Source organism: Streptomyces sp. NPDC018693 (assembly GCF_044391385.1).
Taxonomy (GTDB): domain Bacteria; phylum Actinomycetota; class Actinomycetes; order Streptomycetales; family Streptomycetaceae; genus Streptomyces.
The window spans coordinates 125,950-148,191 of the sequence record NZ_JBIRZZ010000015.1; the positions used below are offsets into that span (position 1 = coordinate 125,950).

Consider the following 22,242-nt stretch of genomic DNA (forward strand, 5'->3'; position numbering starts at 1 on the left):
GGCAAGTCCCGTATGCAGACTGCTTTTTGGAGCAGACGCCGCGTCCTCGGCGCTCTCGCGGCCGCGACCGCCGTCGCCGCCACGCCCTCGGTCCTGCGGCCGGCCACCGCCGCGGCCGCCGAGACAGGGGCCGCCGACCCGGTGCCGCTGCCGGACACCGAGCGTGCCAAGGCCGTCCGCGCGTGGCTGACCGGCGGCAAGGGCGTCAAGGCCGCCGCCGCCACGGCCCTCTACGGGACCGACACCGAGATCCAGACCTTCCTCGCCGAGACGCTGCCGCAGCAGACCGTGCAGGACAACCGGGTCGCGATCATCCGCAGCCTGGACCGCGCGGGCAAGGGCCTGCGCCGCGAGGCCGTCGCCGCCCTGGACAACGGTGACGAAGCGATAGCCGGCTTCCTCTCGGAGGGCTTCGCCCCCGCCATCCGGGAGGACCTCCAGGTCGCCACCAGCATCGTCGCGTCCACCGGCGACAAGGCCGTGGTGCGCGAGGCCACCGCCGCCCTCGACGCCGGCACCGAGCAGGCCCTCATCGCCTTCCTCGCCGACAAGCAGTACGACGCGCGGCTGGAGGACACCCGGGTCCAGGTCAGCGCCATGCTGATGACCGGCGGCCCGGAGGTGCAGAAGTACGCGGACCGCGCGCTCAGCGGCACCGCGAAGGACATCGAGTGGTTCATCGAGACCGGCCAGCACATCGCGCGCGCCCGCGACCAGGAGTCGGCGACCATCGAGGAACTGGTGGCCGTCGTCGAGCGCGAGGGCAAGCGCGCCGAGCGTGAGACGAACCTGGCCGTGGAGGCCGGGGCCCGCGCCGAGACCGCCGCCACGAAAGCCAAGGAGGCCGCCGAGAAGGCCGCCGCCGAGGCCGCCGCCGCGCAGAGCGACGTGCAGAAGTCGGGGGCCGCGGCCCGCAAGGCGGCGAGCGCGGCGAAGGGCGCGGCCGACGCCGCCCGCAACGCGGTCAACGCCTCCAACGCCGCCGTGAAGGCATCCCGCCGCGCCTCCTGGGCCGCCGCCGGCGCCGCCCAGGCCGCCGCGAAGGCCGGCAACGCCGCCGCCCGCGCCTACAACGCCGCGATCGCCGCGTCCAAGGACGCCGGCAAGGCGGAGGCCGCCAAGAACGCCGCGGTCGCCGCCCGCAACGCCGCCGCCAAGGCCCGCAGCGCCGCCGCGGCCGCCGACAAGGCGGCCCTCGCCGGCGACGCGTCCGCGTCCGCCGGGCTGGCCGCCGCCTCCGCCGCCCGCAACTCGGCCGCTGCCGCGACTGCCGCCGCCCAGGCCGCCGTCTCGGCCGGTGCCGCCCAGGCGGAGGCCGCCGAGGCCAAGCGCCAGGCGGCCATCGCCACCAGCGCCGCCAACCGCGCCACCAACGCCGCGTCCGCCGCCCAGGCCCTGGCGACCGCCGCCGCCAAGGCGGCCCGCACCGCCCGGGACGCCGCCAATTCCGCCGCCGCCCACGCCGACAAGTCGGCTGCCGCCGCCGAGGAGGCCGTGAAGTACGCGGGTCAGGCCGTCGACTACGCCAACAAGTCGACCGCCCACGCCACGGAGGCCGTGAAGGCCGCCAACATCGCCACCCAGGCCGTCACCGACGCCATCGAGGTGGAGAAGAACGCCCGCGCCGCCGAGGCCCAGACCCTGGAGCAGGACAAGCAGCAGGCCATCGAGGAGGCCCGGCAGCTCGCCGCCATCGAGCAGGCCGAGCTGGCGGACGTCCGCGAGAAGCGGCTCATGGCGGAGCGCACCACCCAGGCCACCAAGGACCTGATCACCAGGGCGGAAGAGGCCCTGTACTCCGGCGACATGTCGGTCGCCGCGACCCTGGGCCGGCAGGCCGCGGTCGCCCTGATCGACGCCCGCGGCGCCAACACCCGGCAGGCCGCCCAGCACGCCCTCGCCGGCTCCGACGACGACGTCTACGCCTGGATCGACCTCGATCGGGCCCTCGCCCAGGCGCAGGACGACCGCGAGACCACCCTCCACGTGGCGACGATCGCCGGACCGAAGGTCGCTGCGGCCGCCGCGGCCGCCCTGGAGAGCACCGACTCCAAGGCCGTCGGGGACTTCCTCACCATCGGCATGAAGCGCGCCTCGGACGAGGACCTGCGGGTCGCGATCCACAAGATCATCGCGGACGGCGCGGGCAGGGCAGTGACCGCCGCCGCCAACAAGGCGCTCGACGGCAACACCACCGAATCCCTCAACTACTTCTTCGACCACGACTACCCGCGGGCCGTCCAGGAGGACGACCGGGTCCGGGCCAGCGAGCTGATCAACACCGCGGGCGCCTTCACCAAGGCATACGCGGAGGTCGCGCTCGAAGGACCGGCGTGGATGCTGCGCAACTTCATCACCGTGATCCAGTACCGCACGGCCCAGCTCGACTTCGACACCGCCACCCACGTCGCCGCCGTCCGCGGGGCCATCGCCGCCGCCGCGAAGATCGCGGAGAAGGCGCAGGAGGACGCGGCCCTCGCCTCGAAGGCAGCCGCCGACGCCCGCAACGCAGCCGCCGAGGCCCAGCAGTGGGCGCAGAAGGCGCTCGACTCCGCCGCCAAGGCCGAGAACTACGCCCAGCAGGCGCGGGACAACGCCGACGCCGCCGACAAGTCGGCCGCCGCCGCCCAGGCATCCGCCACCACGGCGAAGAACGCCGCAGCCACCGCTCGCGACGCCGCCCGCTCCGCCAACTACTCCGCCAACAAGGCCGTCGACTCGGCGCGCGCCGCCCTCGCCTCCTCCGCCGCGGCCCAGCGCTCCGCCGCCGCGGCCCGCGCCGCCGAACTCGCCGCCTCCGCCGACGCGACGGCCGCCGCCGCCGCGTACGCCCAGGCCAAGCAGATCGCCGCCGACAAGAAGCGGGCCGAGGAGATCGCGAAGGCCAAGGCGGCCGCGCTCAAGGCCCAGGAGGAGCGCGACGCCAAGCAGGACCCGGCCAACAACGACAAGAACAACCAGGTCAACCCGAACGGCACCGCGGACGGCGACGCCGACGAATGGTGGAACGACGCCCAGTTCTACGCGGACGCCGCCAACGTGGTCAGCATCGGCGCCGGGTTCCTGGCGGCCGGCTGCGCCCTCGCCGCCTTCGTCTTCCCGCCGGCCCTCGCCGCGGCCGGCTTCTTCGCCGGCGTCTCCGCGGGCGCGGGCGCCCTCGGCACCCTCTTCACGGGCATCGAGCACGGCTTCACCAGCGGTGCCTTCTGGGAGTCCGCCGTCGGCACCGGCCTGAGCCTGGTCTCCTTCGGCGCCTACAAGTGGGTCGGCGCCGCCGACAAGGCGCTCGGCGGCGGCCTCGTCAAGCCCGTCGTCAGCAAGATCACCGACACCGGCGAGGACCTGGTCTCCGGCATCACGAAGGGCCTCAGCGACCTCTGGGACCTGGCGGCCTGACCCCGCCCGCCCTTCTCTCTCCCGGGGGCGCCGCGATGAGGCGGCGCCCCCTGCCCCCCTTCGCAGAAAGGTTCCTGCCCGCATGCATGAAATACCCGGCGGGCGCGCTCCCAGGAGACGCGCCCGCTCGACGGTCCTGACCGTCCTCACCTCCCTGACCCTCGTCCTCACGACAGCCGCCACGAGCCAGGCGGCCGACTCGCCCACGACGGCGAAGGCCCCGTCCACCACAAAGACAGCCGAGCCCGGCGCGGAAACCACCGAGACCAGCAGGCTCGCGGACAAGTCCGGCGAGAAGTGCATGGCCACCGCGCGCGGCTCCAAGGAGCGGCGCGCGGGCGCCGTCGAGTCCTGTGTGACCGTCGCCCCCGCCCCCACGAAGGCGAGGACCCGCGCCGGTGTCGCGGCCGCCACGGCCACCACCGCCGCTTCCACCGCTGCCGCCGGAAGCTGCGATGTCACCAACCCCGGCAGCTACAGCTACGAGCGCTTCTCGTACTGCGTGACCGGCATCAACGTCACCTACATCCTCCGCGACTCCAACGGCGTGGAGCGGGGCCGCGGCGTCCTGGAGGTCTCCACCGGCGCCGACCTCTCCGCGACGGCCACGACCTGGAGCGAGCAGGTCTCCGTCACCATGATCAGCGCCACCGGGGAAGTCGCCGCGCTGAACGCCAAGTTCCGCGCCTCCTGCGACGCCGGCTGCAGGGCCACCAAGACCGCCCCCTGGTACGGCGGCGACATCACCCTCGGCCAGACCCTCACCGGCACCGTCACCTACTCCTCGTCCCAGACGACGGGCTCCTCCGCCTCCTTCCACACGGCGTACGCGATGTACGTGACGTCCCCGGGCGCGACGGCGGTCGACCCGAACGCGTCGTGGAGGAACGCGCGTCAGATCAGGTGCGACGACGCGGTCGGCGGGTCGTCGGTGGCGGGCTGTGCCGTCCCGTCGGTCATGGCCGAGATGTCGATGAGCACGCAGGGATCCGACCAGGGCGGCGCGGTGGCGGCCTATCTGTGGGCGCAGAAGAACCTCACCGACCGCTGGGGGCTCAACACCCCGCTGACCCGATCGACGAGCGGCGTGGACAGCCGCGTGAACAGCACATGCGGAAGCGGCTCGTCGGAGCCGTTCGCGGACGCGAGCGACCTCATACCGACCGACACCTGCGCCCAGTTCCCCTTCGCGGAGACGAAGGAGGGCGGAAGGGACGGTGCTGAGTGCGCCGAGCTCATTCCTTACCACGGCAACGGCGGATGGGTCATCCACGAGGTCAACGGCGGTTCGAGCCTCGACACCTCCCAGCGATGTGTGCGCGCCCATGTCGCCGCCGCCGACAAGCAGTTCGCGGACAACCAGCTCGCCGATGGCTTCGCGGGCCAGCGGGTCATCGACGCCGACCAGTTCAAGCTGGGGTTCACGGCGTCGCTCGACGGCACGCACGCCGAGTGCCTGGGGATCTCGCCGGAGGGCGCGCGCCCCGCCGGCAACGGCTGGATCCTGAACACCACCGAACCGGTGCCACACGTCAACAAGAACGACCCGACGAGCGCGGCCGGCCACCGGGCGACCAAGGCCACCGCCTGCCTGGGCAAGCAGCTCGGACCCGGCAGTGAGGCCGGCGGAGACATCACCGGCTGGCAGGACGCGGCCGACTACGCCTCCACGCACCATCTCACCGAGCAGCTCTCCCGCTGCCACCTGATCGCCAACATTCTCGGCGGGCGGATCTCGAAGAACCTCGTGCCCTGCTGGCAGGTCGGGATGAACACCGGTGCAGGCAGCATGTGGGAGTACGAGGAGCAGGCCCGGGACGAGGTGCGGCTGGCCTCGTTCAGCGAGGACGACGCGATCCTCTACGAGGTGACTCCCACCTACCTGAGCGCCGACAGCACGATTCCGGTGGGCGTTACGATGAGCGCCAAGATCGAGCGCGAGGACGGCTCGGTGGAACAGCTGTTCCCCGATGTCTACATCCCCAACACCCAGACCGGCGGAGCGCACAACCTCGGCAACTGATCCCTCTCCACACCTTGTTCGTGCCCTCGGGAGCCAGCATGAGTTTCACCACCCCGCCGCGGCCGCTCGACGTGACCGCGCTCTTCCCTCAACTGGCCCCGCTGGCACGCACGGCGACCCGGCTGCACCCGCGGCCCGGGTCGCCGACCGTGCACGACAGCTCCGTCGGCGGGCCGCTGCTGTGGCCCGCCGACGAGCCGTGGCCGCACTGCGAAGGACCGCACGAGAGGGGTGCGACGCGCAGGGTCCTGTCCCCGGACGACATCCGGATCCTCCGCCGTGACCAAGCGGCGATGGCAAGCCGGCGACACCTCGGCAGCCCGGCCTCCCGGCCCACGCCCGAGGAACTGGCCACCGAGAAGCGGATCCTCCAGGGCCGCCCCTGGCCCGAGGACCCGGTCCCCCTGCTCCCTGTCGCCCAGCTGTACGCCCGTGACGTCCCTCTCCCGGTCAGCCCGCCCGGGGCCGACCTCCTCCAGATCCTGTGGTGCCCCTTCGACCACCCGACCCACCCCCGTACCGCGGTCTTCTGGCGCTCCGCCACCACTGTCACCGACGTCCTCGACGCGCCGCCCGAACCGTCCGCGATCAAGTCGCAGGGCTATCTCCCGGAGCCGTCCCTGCTGGCACCGGAGCAGGTCACGGAGTACCCCGCCTTCATGGAGCTGGACAAGGAGCTGCGGCAGGAGCTGGGCGACCCGAGCCGGTGGGACGGCTCCTGCCCCGCCACCCCGCGGGAGTTCTACGAGAACGAGCTGTCCACCTCGCCCGGCTGGAAGACCGGCGGCTGGTCCCGCTGGGGCCTCTCCGACCCCATGCCCCGCCGTTGCCCGGAGTGCGTCACCGAGGCGCTCCCGCTCCTCACCATCGCCACCCTCGAATGGGACGCCGGCAGCGACAGCTGGGCCCCCGAGGAGGAACGGACGAACCCGACGCCACTCCTCCGTGGCACCCCGCCCGCGAACTTCACCATGATCACGATCGCCCGCGGCTACGGCCTCCAGCTCCACGCCTGCCCGGCGGACCCGACCCACCCCCACATCGAACTGGTCCAGTGAAGCGAGCGGTCGGCGCCCTCGGCCTTCGTGGCCGTGTATCGGGCCGTCGCGGGCTTTGTCGTCCCGTGTGCGGCTCGCGTTCCACGGCCGGTTGCCGTTCGGGTCCGTCCTTGTGCTTCGGCACGTGTTCGTCACCCGTCCGCCGCGCGTCCCCGTCCTCGTGCTCCCGCAAGCGTCGGTCCTCCGGGTGCCGCATGCGTTCCTCCTCCGGCCGCCGCGCACGCTCGCCGCGCGCGGGGGCTAGTGGTCGGGGCGCCTGAGATCTGCCGTAGGCCCGGGGCATGTCGTGGGTTCAGCCGCCGGGCGGAAACGGCGCCGGGTCGGCGCGGGCCCCGGGCGGGTCGGTCCGGCCGTCTGCGGACGCGGCAGACACAGCAGGCGGCCGGACAGTGACCGAGGCGAGCGGCGGACCGTCCGCCGCGTCGGCCAGGCCCGGGACGGGGGAGTAGGGGCCGGGCCGACGCGCGGCGCGGTCGTCCATCAGCTGCCGTCGCTTTCGGTCACCGCAAGCGTGCACCACCCGATGCGCCCTTCTCGCCGTCCGACCGGCCCTGCCACCGGGACCAATGGTCCCTGTCCCGGTGACGGACGTCCGGGCCGAAGAGTCGCCTGGTGAGGCCCGGTGGACCCAGGTTCCGGACGGCGCGCGCCCTTTACGTTCGGCGCATGGAGAACGACAAGACCGCGCGCCGCCCCGCAAACCGGCGCGCAGCCGAGGGCTGGCCGCTGGCCGCGCGCCGCCTGCTGACGCGCAGTGAGGTGTCCGCCGACGGCCGGGCGGTGTACGGGCAGGGCGACCCGGCGTGGGAGGGCTTCTACCGCGACCGCTGGGCACACGACAAGGTGGTGCGCTCCACGCACGGCGTGAACTGCACCGGATCCTGCTCGTGGATGGTGTACGTCAAGGACGGGATCATCACCTGGGAGCACCAGGCCACCGACTACCCGTCCATCGGCACCGACTGCCCGGAGTACGAGCCGCGCGGCTGCCCGCGCGGGGCCTCCTTCTCCTGGTACACCTACTCGCCCAGCCGGGTCCGCTACCCGTACGTACGCGGCACCCTGCTGAAGCTGTGGCGTGAGGCCCGCCGCCGGCTGGGCGACCCGGTGGCGGCCTGGGCCGAGATCACCGGCGACCCGGCGAAGGCCGGCGCGTACAAGCGGGCCCGCGGCAAGGGCGGCCTGGTGCGCGCCGACTGGGACGAGGTGACCGAGCTGATCGCCGCCGCCCAGGTGCACACCGTCAAGACGTACGGCCCCGACCGGGTCGCGGGCTTCTCGCCCATCCCGGCGATGTCGATGGCGTCGTTCGCGGCCGGCGCGCGGTTCCACTCCCTGATCGGCGGCACCCTGCTGTCCTTCTACGACTGGTACGCCGACCTTCCCGTCGCCTCCCCGCAGGTCTTCGGCGACCAGACCGACGTCCCGGAGGCCGCCGACTGGTGGAACGCCGGCTACCTGATCATGTGGGGATCCAACATCCCGGTCACCCGCACCCCGGACGCCCACTTCCTCACCGAGACCCGCTACAACGGCACCAAGGTCGTCGCCGTCAGCCCCGACTACGCGGACAACGTCAAGCACGCCGACGAGTGGCTCGCCCCGCACCCCGGCACGGACGGCGCGCTGGCGATGGCCATGGGCCACGTCATCCTGCGGGAGTTCCTCGTCGACCGGGAAGTGCCGTACTTCCACGAGTACATGAAGAGCTTCACCGACGCCCCCTTCCTGGTGGCGCTGCGCGAGGGCGAGCACGGACTGGTCCCCGACCGCTTCCTCACCGCCGCCGACCTCGGCCACGACGAGGAGACCGAGGAGAACGCGGACTCCAAGACGGTCGTCCTCGACGGCGTCAGCGGCGAACCCGTCGTCCCCAACGGCTCCCTCGGCTTCCGCTGGAGCAAGACCGAACAGGGCCGCTGGAACCTCGACCTCGGCGCCACCGAGCCGCGGCTCAGCCTGCTGGAGTCCGCCGAGGACACCGTGGCCGTCGCCCTGCCCCGGTTCGACGAGGGCGCCACCGAGGGCGGCTCGGTGATGGTGCGCGGCGTCCCGGTCTCCCGGGTCGGCGGCCGCCTGGTCACCACCGTCTTCGACCTGATGCTCGCCCAGTACGGCGTCCACCGCCCGGGCCTGCCCGGTGACTGGCCCGCCTCCTACGAGGACGCCTCCCAGCCCTACACCCCGGCCTGGCAGGAGACGGTCACCTCCGTCCCGGCCGAGCAGGCGGCCCGGATCGCCCGCGAGTTCGCCCGCAACGCCGAGCGGACACAAGGCCGCTCGATGATCGCGCTGGGTGCGGGGACCAACCACTGGTTCCACTCCGACACCATCTACCGCGCCTTCCTCGCCCTGACCACGATGACCGGCTGCCAGGGCGTGAACGGCGGCGGCTGGGCGCACTACGTCGGCCAGGAGAAGGTCCGCCCCGTCACCGGGCAGCAGCACCTGTCGTTCGCCTTCGACTGGCAGCGGCCCACCCGGCACATGGCGGGCACCTCCTACTGGTACCTGAACTCCGACCAGTGGCGCTACGAGGCGTTCGGCCCCGACGAACTGGCCTCCCCGCTGGGCGAGGGCCGGTTCAAGGGCAAGGGCTTCGCCGACTGTCTCGCCCAGGCCGTCCGCCTCGGCTGGACCCCCGGCCACCCCGGCTTCAACCGCAACCCGCTCGACCTCACCGACGAGGCCGCGGCGGCCGGTCGCCCCGTCGCGGAGCACATCGTCGAGGAACTGAAGTCCGAACGGCTCCGGTTCGCCGCCGAGGACCCCGACGACCCGGCCAACTTCCCGCGTGTCCTGACCGTGTGGCGGGCCAACCTGCTGGGCTCCTCCGGCAAGGGCAACGAGTACTTCCTGCGCCACCTGCTGGGCACGGACGCGGCGGTCCGCTCCGAGGAGACCCCGCCGGAGCACCGGCCGCAGGAGGTGGTGTGGCGGGAGGAGGCCCCCGAGGGCAAGCTCGACCTGCTGGTCACCATGGACTTCCGGATGACGTCGACCGGACTGCTCGCCGACGTCGTCCTGCCGGCCGCGACCTGGTACGAGAAGGACGACCTGTCCAGCACGGACATGCACCCCTTCGTGCACGCCTTCACCCCGGCCATCGCCCCGCCCTGGCAGGCCCGTACCGACTACGACACGTTCCTCACGATCGCCGACCGGTTCAGCGAGCTGTCCCGCGACCACCTCGGCACCCGCACCGACGTCCTCGCCGTGCCCCTGCTGCACGACACCCCCGACGAACTCGCCCAGCCCGGCGGCGTCGTGAAGGACTGGAAGACGGGGGAGTGCGAGCCGATCCCCGGCAGGACCATGCCCAAGCTGGTCACCATCGAGCGCGACTACACCGCCGTCGCCCAGAAGATGCGCGCCGTCGGCCCGCTCCTGGACACCCTCGGCACCACCACCAAGGGCGTCACCGTCCACCCGGACCGCGAGATCGACGACCTGCGCCACCGCAACGGCACGGTCCGCGACGGTGTGGCCGCCGGCCGTCCCTCCCTGGCCACCGCCTCCGACATGTGCGAGGCGATCCTCGCCCTGTCCGGCACCACCAACGGCCGCCTCGCCGCCGAGGGCTTCCGCGCCCTGGAGCGGCAGACCGGCAGCGAGGGCCTCGTCGAACTCGCCGCCGAGCGGGAGGCCGAGCGCATCACCTTCGCCGACACCCGCAGCCAGCCCCGCTCGGTGATGACGTCGTACGAGTGGTCGGGCAGCGAGACCGGCGGCCGCCGCTACTCGCCGTTCGTCATCAACACCGAGCACAAGAAGCCCTGGCACACCCTCACCGGCCGCCAGCACTTCTTCGTCCAGCACGACTGGATCACCGAACTCGGCGAGCAACTGCCCGTCTACCGGCCCCCGTTGAACACACCCCGGCACTACGGCGACGAGCAGCTGCGCGACGGCCGGGCGGAGGTCACGGTCCGCTATCTGACCCCGCACTCCAAGTGGTCCATCCACTCGAACTACCAGGACAACAAGTACATGCTCGACCTGTCCCGCGGCGGACCCACCATCTGGATGTCCACCGCCGACGCCGAGAAGATCGGGGTCAGGGACAACGAGTGGATCGAGGCGTACAACCGCAACGGCGTGGTCGCCGCCCGGGCCGTGGTCACGCACCGCATGCCCGAGGGCACGGTGTACATGTACCACGCCCAGGACCGCAACGTGAACGTCCCCAAGACCGAGGTCAGCGGCAAGCGCGGCGGCATCCACAACTCCCTGACCAGGCTGCTGCTCAAGCCCACCCATCTCGCGGGCGGCTACGCGCAGATGACGTACGCCTTCAACTACTACGGACCGACCGGAAACCAGCGCGACGAGATCACCGTCATCCGCCGTCGCGCGCAGGACGTGGAGTACTGACATGAGGGTCATGGCCCAGATCGCGATGGTGATGAACCTCGACAAGTGCATCGGCTGCCACACCTGCTCGGTCACCTGCAAGCAGACGTGGACCAACCGGACCGGAGTCGAGTACGCCTGGTTCAACAACGTCGAGACCAAGCCCGGCGTCGGCTACCCCCGCCGCTACGAGGACCAGGAGCAGTGGAAGGGCGGCTGGATGCTGGACAAGCGGGGCCGTCTGGTCCTGCGCTCCGGCGGCCGCGTCAAGCGCCTGCTCTCCCTGTTCTCCAACCCGGACCTCCCGGCCATCGAGGACTACTACGAGCCGGTCACCTACGACTACGACAACCTGGTCAGCGCCCCCGCCGGCCAGGACATCCCGGTCGCCCGCCCCCGCTCCGTCCTCACCGGCAAGCCCACCGCCATCACCTGGGGCGCCAACTGGGAGGACGGCCTCGGCGGCGCGCCCGAGCACGCCGGCGCCGACCCCAACCTGACCGGCGAGTGGGCCGAGAAGGTGAAGTTCGAGTTCGAGCAGACCTTCCTCTTCCACCTGCCCCGCCTGTGCGAGCACTGCCTCAACCCGGCCTGTGTCTCCGCCTGCCCGTCGGGCGCGATGTACAAGCGGGTAGAGGACGGCATCGTCCTCGTCGACCAGGACAGGTGCCGGGGCTGGCGGATGTGCGTGACGGCGTGCCCGTACAAGAAGGTGTACGTCAACCACGCCACCGGCAAGGCCGAGAAGTGCACCTTCTGCTTCCCGCGCATCGAGGCCGGACAGCCCACCGTCTGCTCCGAGACCTGCGTCGGCCGACTGCGCTACCTCGGCCTGCTCCTCTACGACGCCGACCGCGTCGGCGAGGCCGCCGCCACCCCCGACGAGAAGGACCTGCTGGACGCCCAGCGCGGCGTCTTCCTCGACCCGCACGACCCCGAGGTCGCCGCGGCGGCACGGGAGTCGGGCATCCCCGAGGACTGGCTGGCGGCCGCCCGCCGCTCCCCGGTGTACGACCTGGTCTCCCGCTACAAGGTGGCCCTGCCGCTGCACCCGGAGTACCGCACGCTGCCCATGGTCTGGTACGTGCCCCCGCTCTCGCCCGTCCTGGACGCGGTCGGCGCGGCGGGCGGCAACCAGGACGACCCGGACCATGTCTTCGCCGCCGTCACCCGGCTGCGCATCCCGCTGGAGTACCTGGCGGAGCTGTTCACCGCCGGTGACACCGACGTCGTCGCCGGGGTCCTGATGAAGCTCACCGCCCTGCGCTCCTTCATGCGGCAGCGCACCCTCGGCGAGAGCGGCGACGAGAGCGCGCTGAAGGCCGTCGGGCTCACCGTCCGGGAGACGGAGGACCTGCACCGGCTGCTCGCCGTCGCCAAGTACGAGGACCGGTACGTCGTCCCGGCCGCGCACAAGGAGGACGCCGCCGCCCTCACCGCGATGGAGAACCGCTGCCCGGTGGAGTCCGTCGACGCCCCCTCGGAGCGCCGCGTGATGCTCGGCATCCCCACCCTGCGCCGCACCTCGACAGGAGACCCCACATGAGCCCCCTGCCCACCACCGTGCCGGCGATCGTCCGCACCCGCATCCGCGCGGCCGTCCGCCGCAACCGCGCCACCGAGGCGGCGGCGGACCCCGCCCGGGGCGAACACCGCAGCCTGCTGCTGCGTCTGATGTCCCTGACGCTGCAGTACCCCGACGACGAACTCGTCGTCGCCCGGCCGACCGTCGCCGCCTCCGTGGCGGCCCTGCCGGAGTCGCCCGCCGCCGCCGAACTGACCGCGTTCGCCGACTGGTTCACCGGCGAGGAGCCCGACGCGCTCGCCCAGCACTACGTCGACATGTTCGACCTGCGCCGCAAGAGCAGCCTCTACCTCACCTACTACCTGCACGGCGACACCCGCCGCCGGGGCATGGCCCTGCTGGCGCTGGCCCAGCGCTACCGCGCCGCCGGCTGGGACACCGACGGCGGGGAACTCCCCGACCACCTCCCCGTCGTCCTGGAGTTCGCCGCGCTGTGCGGGCCGGGCGCGGGCGAGGCCCCGCTGCGCCAGCACCGGCGCGGGCTCCAGCTGATCCACCGGGCGCTGACCGACGCCGACTCGCCCTACCGGCACGTCCTGGCCGCGCTGCTCGCCCTGCTGCCGCCGCCCACCGACGCGGACCGGGACGCGGTCGCCGAACTGGCCGCCCAGGGACCGCCGAACGAGGACGTCGGCCTCGACCCGTACGCGGGCGACCTGTTCGCCCCGCCCGACACCTTCGTACCGCCCCTCCAGGCTCCGCCGACGACCGCGGAAGGTCACCGATGAACGTCTCCGGCACCGATCTGCTCCTGTGGGTCGCCTTCCCCTACATCTGCCTGGCCGTGTTCGCCGTCGGCCACGTCTGGCGCTACCGGCACGACCAGTTCGGCTGGACCACCCACACCAGCCAGCTCCTGGAACACCGCTGGCTGCGCTTCGGCAGCCCGCTGTTCCACCTCGGCGCCTTCATGGTGATCGCCGGCCATGTGGTGGGCCTGGCGATCCCCGCCTCCTGGACCGAGGCGGTCGGCATATCCGAGCACGCCTACCACACCACCGCGGTCTGGGCCGGCTCGGTCGCCGGCGTCGCCATGGTCACCGGCCTCGGCATGCTGTGCGCCCGCCGGCTGCTGACCCGGCGGATCAGGATCACCACCGACCGCAGCGACAAGGTCCTCTTCCCGCTCCTCGCGGCCACCGTGCTGCTGGGCATCGCCGCCACCGGCGCCCACAACGTGTTCGGCGACGGCTACGACTACCGGGGGACCATCTCCGTCTGGTTCCGGGGCGTCTTCACCCTCCAGCCGGAGCCGGAGGCCATCACCGGCGCCCCGCTGCTCTTCCAACTGCACGCCCTGACCGCCTGCCTGCTCTTCGCGGCCTGGCCGTTCACCCGCCTGGTGCACGTGTGGAGCGTGCCGGTGGGCTACCTGGTCCGCCCGTACCTCGTCTACCGGCGGCGCGCCACGACCACCTCACCGGCCCGGGAGCACGCCACCCGGTGAGCCCCGTCACTGCGAGTACGCCGGAACCAGCCTGATCCCTGTGATCAGTTCCGGCCGGATCCGCACCACCTGGTCCATCTGCTGGTCCGACCAGGGCTGCAACAGGGCCGAGTAACGCGCGATCTGCGCGGGGTCCGTCACGAGACGGCAGTAGCCGGTGGCGACCACGCTCCACCCGAGATGGCGGACGGGATCGATCTCGTCCGCCTCGAAGGCGACCACCCCGGCGCCGTTCTGCCGGGCGCGCGCGACCAGGGCGGCGTCCTCGTGGGTGCGGATGATGATGTCGCCGTCGTCGACGATGTGATTGACGGGACGTACGGCGGGCAGCGCGCCCCGCGTGAAGACGATACGGCCCACCGGAACGCTGCCGAGCAGCCGCAGCGCCTCTCCGGGATCCAGGTCGACGCTGTGGCGGTCCCCGTTGTCGGACTCGTCGCTCATCGTGTCGGGTGCCCTTCGTCCACAGGTCTGTCGATCTCCATGGAAGGCCGATGGACCGGGGCGTACCAGGGCCGTTGGGCCCTGTTCCCGGGTCCCACGGCCCTACGGCGCCGCGGAACCCTCCCACGATCATGAGGCGGCGGCCCTGAAGGGCCGGGTTCGCATGATCGGGAGGGACACCGTCCGGTGGACGAGGTACAGAGACACAACACACAGACAGCCGCAGGGACGCAGCGGGCGTCCTGGGTCGACTGGCTGACCACCACGGACCACAAGAAGATCGGGACGATGTACCTGGTCTCCGCGTTCGTGTTCTTCGTCGTCGGCGGGGTGATGGCGCTCGTGATGCGCGCCGAACTCGCCCGGCCCGGACTGCAGATCATGTCCAACGAGCAGTTCAACCAGGCGTTCACCATGCATGGCTCGATCATGCTGCTGCTGTTCGCGATGCCCCTGTTCACCGGCTTCGCGAACTGGCTCATGCCGCTGCAGATCGGCGCCCCGGACGTGGCCTTCCCGCGGCTGAACATGCTGGCCTACTGGCTGTTCCTGTTCGGCTCCCTGATCGCCGCAGGCGGCTTCCTCACCCCCGACGGCGCCGCCGACTTCGGGTGGTTCCTGTACGCGCCGCTGTCCAACGCCGAGTTCTCGCCGGGCGTCGGCGCCGACATGTGGATCATGGGCGTGGCGCTCTCCGGCTTCGGCAGCATCCTCGGCGCGGTCAACTTCATCACCACGATCATCTGCATGCGCGCCCCCGGCATGACCATGTTCCGCATGCCGATCTTCACCTGGAACGTGCTGCTGACCGGCGTCCTGATCCTGCTCGTCTTCCCGGTGCTGGCCGCGGCCCTGTTCGCCCTGGAGAGCGACCGCAGGTTCGGCTCGCACGTCTTCGACCCGGCCAACGGCGGGGCGCTGCTGTGGCAGCACCTGTTCTGGTTCTTCGGCCATCCCGAGGTGTACATCCTCGCCCTGCCGTTCTTCGGCATCGTCTCCGAGGTGATCCCGGTCTTCTCCCGCAAGCCGATGTTCGGCTACATGGGTCTGATCGGCGCCACCATCGCCATCGCCGGCCTGTCGGTGTCCGTCTGGGCGCACCACATGTACGTCACCGGCGGTGTGCTGCTGCCGTTCTTCTCCTTCATGACGTTCCTGATCGCCGTCCCGACCGGTGTGAAGTTCTTCAACTGGATCGGCACGATGTGGAAGGGCTCGCTGTCCTTCGAGGCGCCGATGCTGTGGGCGACCGGCTTCCTGATCACCTTCACCTTCGGCGGTCTGACCGGTGTCATCCTGGCCTCGCCGCCGATGGACTTCCATGTCTCCGACACGTACTTCGTCGTCGCGCACTTCCACTACACGCTCTTCGGCACGGTCGTGTACGCGATGTTCGCCGGATTCCACTTCTGGTGGCCGAAGTTCACCGGCAAGATGCTCGACGAACGCCTCGGCAAGATCACCTTCTGGACGCTGACGGCCGGTTTCCACGGCACGTTCCTGGTGCAGCACTGGCTGGGCACGGAGGGCATGCCGCGCCGGTACGCCGACTATCTGGCCGCCGACGGCTTCACCGCCCTCAACACCCTGTCCACCATCGGGTCGTTCGTGCTCGGCCTGTCGCTCCTGCCGTTCTTCTACAACGTCTGGAAGACCGCCAAGTACGGCGAGAAGGTCGAGGTCGACGACCCGTGGGGTTACGGCCGCTCCCTGGAGTGGGCGACCTCCTGCCCGCCCCCGCGGCACAACTTCGTCAAGCTGCCCCGGATCCGCTCCGAGTCCCCGGCGTTCGACCTGCACCACCCGGAGATAGCCGAGCTGGAGGCGGCGGCCAAGGCCGAGCTAGAGGCGGCGGCGAGGTAGACCATGGCCCACGCCGTTCTCGCCCTCGGGGCCACGACGCTGACCGCCTCCGGCTGCGTCTGGTACGTACCGGCGCTGGCCGACCTGCGCGCGGGAGCCGACCGTCCGGCCTCCCGCCGTACGGCCGCCGCGTCCTGTGTGACCGGCTGGGGCACGACGGCCGCCCTGGCCGTGCTGCTGCTCGTGGCCGACGCCTGGTGGATACACGGCACGTGGAGCGCCGTCGGGGCCGCCGCCGCGCTGGCCCTGCGGATCCGCGCCGCCGTGCAGCGGCGCCACGAGCAGCGGGAGGCGGAACGCCAGTGGCGGCACCTGCGGCCCGGACCGGCCCCGGTCGACCCCACCCGCTCCCGCCACGTGGTCGCCGCCCTCGTCGCCATGGGCCTGGTCGGGGCCGTGGTCACGGCGACCGTGAAACTGGCCACGGGCCCCGAGACCGCGACGGACTGGCTGACCGCGGCCGCCGCCCCGGCCGCGGTCCTCACCGTGTTCCTCGCCGTCGCACTGGCCCACGCGTCCCGCCACCGCACGGCGCCGGACCGCTCCCGGCCGCACGGCCGCACGTGAGACGAAGGCGGGTCAGTGGTGGTGGCCGTGCCGGCCGAGGGTCTGCACGGGGTCGCGCCGGGGCGGGTCCACTGCGGCACGCGAGCGCCAGGTGCAGCACGCCTCGCCGCGGCCGTACGGCGTCATGTCGAGCAGGCCGAGGGACCCTTGACCCGCTCGTTGGCACGGCCCGGGTAGACGGCGTCCTTCAGATGCCAGGCCGCGGTCGTACAGCCCTCGCACTGCCCCTGGTGCGGCGCGCCGTCGTGCCACATGTGCTGGCAGACCACGAGTTCGTCGCGCCCTGCAACAGGTCCAGGAACGGGACCGGGCCGTGGGGCCCGACGACCTCGACGGCTCCGTCGAACTCGACCATCGGCAGCCGGCGGCGGGCCGCGGCGATGGCGTCGCCCTCCGGCGTGCTCGTCATGGTGTCCTTCGTGGTGTCCGCGCCCTACAGGCGACGTTCACCCGTACAGACCGGCGACCCGGCCGGAACTCATCGCAGGCGCACGGACGTGTTCTCGGTAGGCACCGCCACGCCACCAGCGGCATCGGCAGGAACCCGGGGAGCCGGCCCGCGTCTCAGCAGATCCGCGGCAGCTGCTCACCCAGCGGCATGTCCACGATGCGCCGCGCCCCGACCAGCGTCCGCAGTGTCACCCGCCCCGGCGCCTCCTCCGCCGGCACCTCCCCGACCCGTACGGCCTCGGCGCCCTCCGGCAGCGACCGCAGCGCCGCCAGCGCCTGCTCGGCACGGTCGGCGGCGACGAAGGCGACCAGACAGCCCTCGTTGGCCACGACCAGCGGATCCAGGCCGAGCAGATCGCAGGCCGAGGCGACCGCCCCGGGCACCGGCACCGCGCCCTCCTCGATCTCGACGGCGACCCGCGAGTCCCGGGCGATCTCGTTGAGCGCGGCGGCCAGTCCGCCCCGCGTCGGATCACGCAGCACGTGCACGGCCTCGCCGAGCGGCGCCAGGGCCCGCACCAGCCGGTGCAGCGGCCGGCTGTCCGAGGCGATGTCGGCCTCGAAGCCCAGGCCCTCACGGGTGGAGAGCACGGTGGTGCCGTGCAGCCCGATCGGCCCGGACAGCAGCACCACGTCGCCCGGGCGGGCCAGCGCGGCGGACGGGCACAGCGTCTCGTGCCGCCGGCCGATGCCCGTGGTGGTGACGAACAGCCGGTCCGCCGCCCCCCGGCCCACGACCTTGGTGTCCCCGGTGACCACCGGCACCCCCACGTCCTGCGCCGCCTTGCCCAGCGCGGCCATCACGGCCCGCAGCTCGGCCAGCGGCAGCCCCTCCTCCACGATCAGGGACACGGACAGCGCCAGCGGCCACGCGCCCCGCATCGCCAGGTCGTTGACCGTGCCGTGCACGGCGAGGGACCCGATGTCCCCGCCGGGGAAGAACAACGGGCTGACGACGAAACCGTCGGTGCTGATCACCAGATCCGGATGGCCGGGCAGCAGCGCCGCGTCCTCCAGCGGACCCGTGTCCCCGGCGACGGCCGGCAGGATCAGCCGGTCGAGCAGCTCCGCGGTGAGCCGGCCACCGGCGCCGTGGCCCAGCAGCACGACCTCGTCCTCGTGGTTCGGGATGGGGCAGTCGATGGTCATGGTGTGCTCCTCGCAGGAGTCCGTCCGGCCGCGTGGAAGGCGGCACAGGTGCCCTCCGACGACACCATGGGCGCGCCGAGGGGGTGACGGGGTGTGCACCGGGTGCCGTACGCGGCACAGTCGGTGGGCAGTCTCGCCCCGGTGAGCACGGCGCCGGCGATGCACTCGGCGTCCTCGACGGGACACAGCCCGCCCACGTCGAACCGCAGGGCCGCGTCGAACCGCTCGTACTCCGGCGTGAGTTCGAGCCCGCTGTCGGGCAGCGCACCGATGCCCCGCCAGGACCGGTCGGCGACCCGGAACACCGTGCGGACCGCGTCCTGCGCCGCCGTGTTGCCCGAGCGGCGCACGGCCCGCACGTACTGGTTCTCCACCTCGTGCCGGCCCGACTCCAGCTGCCGTACCGCCATGAGGATCCCCTCCAGCAGGTCCAGCGGCTCGAACCCGGTCACCACGATCGGCACCCGGTAGCGGCCGGCGATCGGCTCGTACTCCCGCCACCCCATCACCGCGCACACATGCCCGGCCGCCAGGAACGCCTGCACCTCGCAGTCCGGATCCTCCAGCAGCGCCGTCATCGCGGGCGGCACCAGGACATGGCTGACCAGCATCGAGAAGTTCGCAAGGCCCAGCCGGGCCGCGTGCAGCACCGCCGTGGCGTTCGCCGGCGCCGTCGTCTCGAAGCCGACCGCCAGGAACACCACCTCCCGGTCCGGACACCGCGCGGCCAGCCGTACGGCGTCCATCGGGGCGTACACCACCCGCACGTCCGCGCCGCGCGCCCGCAGTGACAGCAGGTCGGTGTCCGAGCCGGGCACCCGCAGCATGTCGCCGAAGCTGGTCAGGATCACCCCGGGCCGGGCGGCGATCGCCATGGCCCGGTCCAGGGTCTCCAGCGGGGTCACACAGACCGGGCAGCCCGGTCCGTGGATCATCCGTATACCGGCCGGCAGCAGCTCGTCGATGCCCTGCCGGACCAGGGTGTGGGTCTGCCCGCCGCACACCTCCATGATCCGCCACGGGCGCGTGGCGGTGTGCCGCAGCTCGTCCAGCAGCCGCCGGGCCAGCACGGGATCGCGGTACTCGTCGAGGTACTTCATCGGTGCGTCTTCACCTGTGCGGTCTTCATCGGTGCGTCAGATCCAGTCGGATGTCCACGACTCCCTCCACGGCCCGCACGGCCCGCGCCACCACCGGCACGAGGGTGCGCTCGGGCATGGTCCCGCCCAGGGTGACCACGCCCTCGGCCACCGACACCGTCAGCGCGGACGTCAGGGGCAACCGGGTCAGCACGCTCCGCCGGATCTCCTCCGCGATCTCCTCGTCGGACCGCAGGAACACCTTCAGCAGATCACCACGACTGACCACACCCTGGAGCAGACCCACTCCGTCCACGACCGGCAGCCGCTTGACGTGCCGACGGGCCATGATCCGGGCGGCCTCGGCGAGCGAGGCGTCCGCGTGCACGGTCACCGCCGGCGTGCTCATCAGATCGCCGGCCGTGGTGCCGCCCGCCTTGGCCCGCTCCGCCAGCTCCGAGGGATCGCCGAGCGCGCCGTCGTCGACGCCCCGGAACTCCTCCTTGGGCAGCAGATCCGCCTCGGACACCACCCCGATGACCCGGCCCTCGCCCTCCAGCACCGGCAGCGCGCTGACCTTCCACTGGTCGAACAGCTCGACGATCTCCTTGAAGGGGGCGTCACGCCCCACGGCGACGACGGTGTGCGTCATCACATCGCTCACGCGGTACGGGGATTCAGGCATCGCGTCCTCCCGAGGTGTGCCCTGAGGTGCGGACGACCGTCAGGTCGAGGAAATGGGTGGAACAGGAGATGCACGGATCGTGGTTGCGGATCGCCCGCTCGCACAGGTCCGTCAGCTCGTCGTCGGCCGGTCCTCCATCGGCGTGCGCGTCGAGGGCCCGCTGCGCCAGCCGCCGCAGGTCGTCCTCGATCGCCGCCTGGTTCTGTGCGGTCGGCGGCACCAGCAGCGCGTCGGTCACCACACCGTCGGCGTCCAGCCCGTACCGGTGGTACAGCACCCCGCGCGGCGCCTCCGTCGCCCCGTGCCCGACGCCCGCGACCGGCGGCACCTCGGCGTACGGGCGCTCGGGCGGCTCGTAGCCCGCGATGATCCGCAGCGCCTCGTCGACGGCGTACACCGTCTCCACCGCCCGTACCAGGATCGACCGGTACGGGTTGCGGCACCCCACCCCCTCGTACGGATCACCCAGCCCGGCCTCCAGAGCCGCCTCCCTGGCCACCGGCGACAGCCGCCGCCCGTTGATCGAGTACCGCGCCAGCGAGCCGGTCAGATGCAGCCGTCCGTCCAGCCGCGAGTGCAGCGCGGTCGAGTGCGCCACCTGCGTCTCGGCGACATGACCGGTGAAGTCCCGCACGTCGAAGGAGAAACGGCTGCCGTCCGCGCGCAGCACGGTCGGCGTGCCGCCCTCGATGGCGTACGTGTCCGGCGCGGCCAGCGCCAGCAGATCGGCGTCGGTGTCCGCGTCCGCGTCCGGGAACCCGAACCCGGCCACCCAGCGCACCGCACCCCACGCGTCGTCCAGCGCCCGCTTCAACTCCTCCCGCACCGGCCGCAGTTCGTCGCGCGTCGGCGCCCGGTGGAAGCCGCCGAGGCGTACGTTGACCGGGTGCACGGCCCGTCCGCCGAGCAGCTCCATCAGCGAGTTGCCCGCCTTCTTCAGCCGCAGCCCCCGCTCCACCTCCGCCCGATGGGTGCGCGCCAGGTCGATGGCGCTCGGCCGGCCCAGGAAGTCCGGGGCGTGCAGCAGATGGATGTGCAGCGCCTGGCTCTCGATCCACTCCCCGCAGTACAGCAGCCGGCGCAGCTCCCGGATCACCGGATCCACCTCGACACCGCACGCGTCCTCGATCGCCGCGCACGCGCTCATCTGGTACGCCACCGGGCAGATGCCGCACACCCGGGCCGTGATGTCCGGCGGCTCCGTGTAGGAGCGGCCCCGCAGGAACGCCTCGAAGAACCGCGGCGGTTCGTAGATCTCCAGGCGCGCCCCGGTGACCGTGCCGCCCTGCACGTCCAGCCGCAGCGCGCCCTCGCCCTCCACCCGGGAGAGCGATCCGACGTGCAGAACACGGGATCCGCGATGCGTCACCGGTCCGCCTCCTTCGCGAAAGCAGGAGCGTTGAAGGTCCGCAGGAACCGCTCCACGGCGTCGTCGTCGAGCCCGTCCGCGCGCAGGCGCGGGATCATCGCCGGCAGGTTCACCGACCCGGACGGGCCGAAGCAGCCGAAGCAGCCGCGCCCGTAGGCCGGGCACAGCGCCCCGCACCCGGCATGTGTGACCGGGCCCAGACAGGGCGTGCCGTGGGCGACGGTGACGCAGACCGTGCCGCGCCGCTTGCACTCGAAGCACACGCTGTGGTTCGGCACGTCCGGCCTGCGGCCGGCCAGGAACGCGGTGAGCACCTCGATGAGCTGCCCCTTGTCGACCGGGCAGCCCCGCAGCTCGAAGTCGACGTCCACATGGGCCGAGACGGGGGTGGAGGTCGCCAGGGTGTCGATGTACTCGGGGTGCGCGTAGACCACCCGCCGGTACTCCTCGACGTCCGCGAAGTTGCGCAGCGCCTGGATACCGCCGGCCGTGGCGCACGCGCCGATCGTCACCAGGCGGCGGGAGGCCGCCCGGATCTCGCGGACCCGCTCGGCGTCACGGGCCGTGGTGACGGACCCCTCGACCAGCGAGAGGTCGTACGGCCCGGACGTCACCGCGCTGGACGCCTCCAGGAAGTGCGCGATGTCCACCGCGCCCGCCAGGGCGAGCAGTTCGTCCTCGCAGTCCAGCAGGGTGAGCTGACAGCCGTCGCAGGAGGCCAGCTTGAAGACGGCGAGCTTGGGTGTGCCGTCGGTTGCGTTGCGCGTGTTCATC

Annotated in this window: 15 protein-coding genes and 1 pseudogene; 9 read left to right on the plus strand and 7 right to left on the minus strand. The window is 72.2% G+C overall.

The genetic code is table 11. The features are described 5' to 3' along the window. Positions 1 to 12 precede the first annotated feature (12 nt). From ACH5AC_RS30900 to narI, 7 genes are all read left to right on the plus strand, one after another. Positions 13 to 3,396: an ALF repeat-containing protein gene (locus tag ACH5AC_RS30900; RefSeq protein WP_398865536.1), complete on the plus strand. Its 3,384-nt coding sequence runs from the start codon at positions 13 to 15 to the stop codon at positions 3,394 to 3,396. Positions 3,397 to 3,478: 82 nt separating this feature from the next. After that, entirely contained in the window at positions 3,479 to 5,419 is a 1,941-nt protein-coding gene (locus tag ACH5AC_RS30905; protein WP_398865537.1) for a DNA/RNA non-specific endonuclease, read from the plus strand. Between the two features lie 38 nt (positions 5,420 to 5,457). Next, a complete protein-coding gene (locus ACH5AC_RS30910) occupies positions 5,458 to 6,477 on the plus strand; it encodes a hypothetical protein (RefSeq protein WP_398865538.1) in 1,020 nt (339 codons plus the stop codon). 666 nt (positions 6,478 to 7,143) lie between these two features. Further along, positions 7,144 to 10,851 (plus strand): nitrate reductase subunit alpha, encoded by a 3,708-nt coding sequence (locus ACH5AC_RS30915; protein ID WP_398865539.1) that lies wholly within the window; start codon positions 7,144 to 7,146, stop codon positions 10,849 to 10,851. A 1-nt stretch (position 10,852) separates the two neighbouring features. After that, positions 10,853 to 12,376, plus strand: coding sequence for a nitrate reductase subunit beta (gene narH, locus ACH5AC_RS30920; protein ID WP_398865540.1), 1,524 nt, complete (start codon positions 10,853 to 10,855; stop codon positions 12,374 to 12,376). Next, a complete protein-coding gene (gene narJ / locus ACH5AC_RS30925; protein ID WP_398865541.1) occupies positions 12,373 to 13,143 on the plus strand; it encodes a nitrate reductase molybdenum cofactor assembly chaperone in 771 nt (256 codons plus the stop codon). The genes narH and narJ overlap by 4 nt, the downstream gene beginning before the upstream one ends. Then, complete coding sequence (gene narI / locus ACH5AC_RS30930) at positions 13,140 to 13,862, plus strand: respiratory nitrate reductase subunit gamma (RefSeq protein WP_398865542.1); 723 nt, start codon at positions 13,140 to 13,142, stop codon at positions 13,860 to 13,862. The genes narJ and narI overlap by 4 nt, the downstream gene beginning before the upstream one ends. A 6-nt stretch (positions 13,863 to 13,868) precedes the next feature. Here narI and ACH5AC_RS30935 read toward each other — a convergent pair whose 3' ends face one another. Beyond that, a complete protein-coding gene (locus tag ACH5AC_RS30935; RefSeq protein WP_398865543.1) occupies positions 13,869 to 14,306 on the minus strand; it encodes a pyridoxamine 5'-phosphate oxidase family protein in 438 nt (145 codons plus the stop codon). A gap of 186 nt (positions 14,307 to 14,492) precedes the next feature. On the opposite strand from ACH5AC_RS30935, the gene ctaD reads away from it, so the two are divergent. Both ctaD and ACH5AC_RS30945 read left to right on the plus strand, forming a co-directional pair. Beyond that, positions 14,493 to 16,169: a cytochrome c oxidase subunit I gene (gene ctaD, locus ACH5AC_RS30940; protein WP_398865544.1), complete on the plus strand. Its 1,677-nt coding sequence runs from the start codon at positions 14,493 to 14,495 to the stop codon at positions 16,167 to 16,169. Between the two features lie 3 nt (positions 16,170 to 16,172). After that, positions 16,173 to 16,736 carry a hypothetical protein gene (locus ACH5AC_RS30945; RefSeq protein ID WP_398865545.1) on the plus strand — a complete coding sequence of 188 codons (564 nt, stop codon included), beginning with the start codon at positions 16,173 to 16,175 and terminating at the stop codon, positions 16,734 to 16,736. Between the two features lie 12 nt (positions 16,737 to 16,748). Here the strand turns inward: ACH5AC_RS30945 and ACH5AC_RS30950 are convergent. The 6 genes and pseudogenes from ACH5AC_RS30950 to ACH5AC_RS30975 form a co-directional block, all read right to left on the minus strand. Next, positions 16,749 to 17,136, minus strand: a pseudogene (locus tag ACH5AC_RS30950) (DUF899 family protein); the annotation flags it as partial. Positions 17,137 to 17,300: 164 nt separating this feature from the next. Then, on the minus strand, positions 17,301 to 18,335 hold the full coding sequence (gene hypE, locus ACH5AC_RS30955) for a hydrogenase expression/formation protein HypE (protein ID WP_398865546.1): 1,035 nt from the start codon (positions 18,333 to 18,335) through the stop codon (positions 17,301 to 17,303). Then, entirely contained in the window at positions 18,332 to 19,435 is a 1,104-nt protein-coding gene (gene hypD, locus ACH5AC_RS30960; RefSeq protein ID WP_398865547.1) for a hydrogenase formation protein HypD, read from the minus strand. The genes hypE and hypD overlap by 4 nt, the downstream gene beginning before the upstream one ends. A 25-nt stretch (positions 19,436 to 19,460) precedes the next feature. Next, entirely contained in the window at positions 19,461 to 20,099 is a 639-nt protein-coding gene (locus tag ACH5AC_RS30965) for a CBS domain-containing protein (protein WP_398865548.1), read from the minus strand. Next, a complete protein-coding gene (locus tag ACH5AC_RS30970; protein WP_398865549.1) occupies positions 20,092 to 21,468 on the minus strand; it encodes a Ni/Fe hydrogenase subunit alpha in 1,377 nt (458 codons plus the stop codon). Before ACH5AC_RS30970 ends, ACH5AC_RS30965 begins: the two co-directional genes overlap by 8 nt. Continuing rightward, positions 21,465 to 22,241 (minus strand): oxidoreductase, encoded by a 777-nt coding sequence (locus ACH5AC_RS30975; RefSeq protein WP_398865550.1) that lies wholly within the window; start codon positions 22,239 to 22,241, stop codon positions 21,465 to 21,467. The genes ACH5AC_RS30970 and ACH5AC_RS30975 overlap by 4 nt, the downstream gene beginning before the upstream one ends. Between the last annotated feature and the right edge of the window lies 1 nt (position 22,242).

What these genes read in the sequence shown, in the direction of transcription:
- ACH5AC_RS30975 (WP_398865550.1), bottom strand. Translation starts at nt 22,241, where the DNA reads ATGAACACGCGCAACGCAACCGACGGCACACCCAAGCTCGCCGTCTTC.
- hypD (WP_398865547.1), bottom strand. Translation starts at nt 19,435, where the DNA reads ATGAAGTACCTCGACGAGTACCGCGATCCCGTGCTGGCCCGGCGGCTG.
- ACH5AC_RS30910 (WP_398865538.1), top strand. Translation starts at nt 5,458, where the DNA reads ATGAGTTTCACCACCCCGCCGCGGCCGCTCGACGTGACCGCGCTCTTC.
- ACH5AC_RS30900 (WP_398865536.1), top strand. Translation starts at nt 13, where the DNA reads ATGCAGACTGCTTTTTGGAGCAGACGCCGCGTCCTCGGCGCTCTCGCG.
- ACH5AC_RS30935 (WP_398865543.1), bottom strand. Translation starts at nt 14,306, where the DNA reads ATGAGCGACGAGTCCGACAACGGGGACCGCCACAGCGTCGACCTGGAT.
- narH (WP_398865540.1), top strand. Translation starts at nt 10,853, where the DNA reads ATGAGGGTCATGGCCCAGATCGCGATGGTGATGAACCTCGACAAGTGC.
- ACH5AC_RS30915 (WP_398865539.1), top strand. Translation starts at nt 7,144, where the DNA reads ATGGAGAACGACAAGACCGCGCGCCGCCCCGCAAACCGGCGCGCAGCC.
- ACH5AC_RS30945 (WP_398865545.1), top strand. Translation starts at nt 16,173, where the DNA reads ATGGCCCACGCCGTTCTCGCCCTCGGGGCCACGACGCTGACCGCCTCC.
- hypE (WP_398865546.1), bottom strand. Translation starts at nt 18,335, where the DNA reads ATGACCATCGACTGCCCCATCCCGAACCACGAGGACGAGGTCGTGCTG.
- ACH5AC_RS30905 (WP_398865537.1), top strand. Translation starts at nt 3,479, where the DNA reads ATGCATGAAATACCCGGCGGGCGCGCTCCCAGGAGACGCGCCCGCTCG.
- narJ (WP_398865541.1), top strand. Translation starts at nt 12,373, where the DNA reads ATGAGCCCCCTGCCCACCACCGTGCCGGCGATCGTCCGCACCCGCATC.
- ACH5AC_RS30965 (WP_398865548.1), bottom strand. Translation starts at nt 20,099, where the DNA reads ATGCCTGAATCCCCGTACCGCGTGAGCGATGTGATGACGCACACCGTC.
- narI (WP_398865542.1), top strand. Translation starts at nt 13,140, where the DNA reads ATGAACGTCTCCGGCACCGATCTGCTCCTGTGGGTCGCCTTCCCCTAC.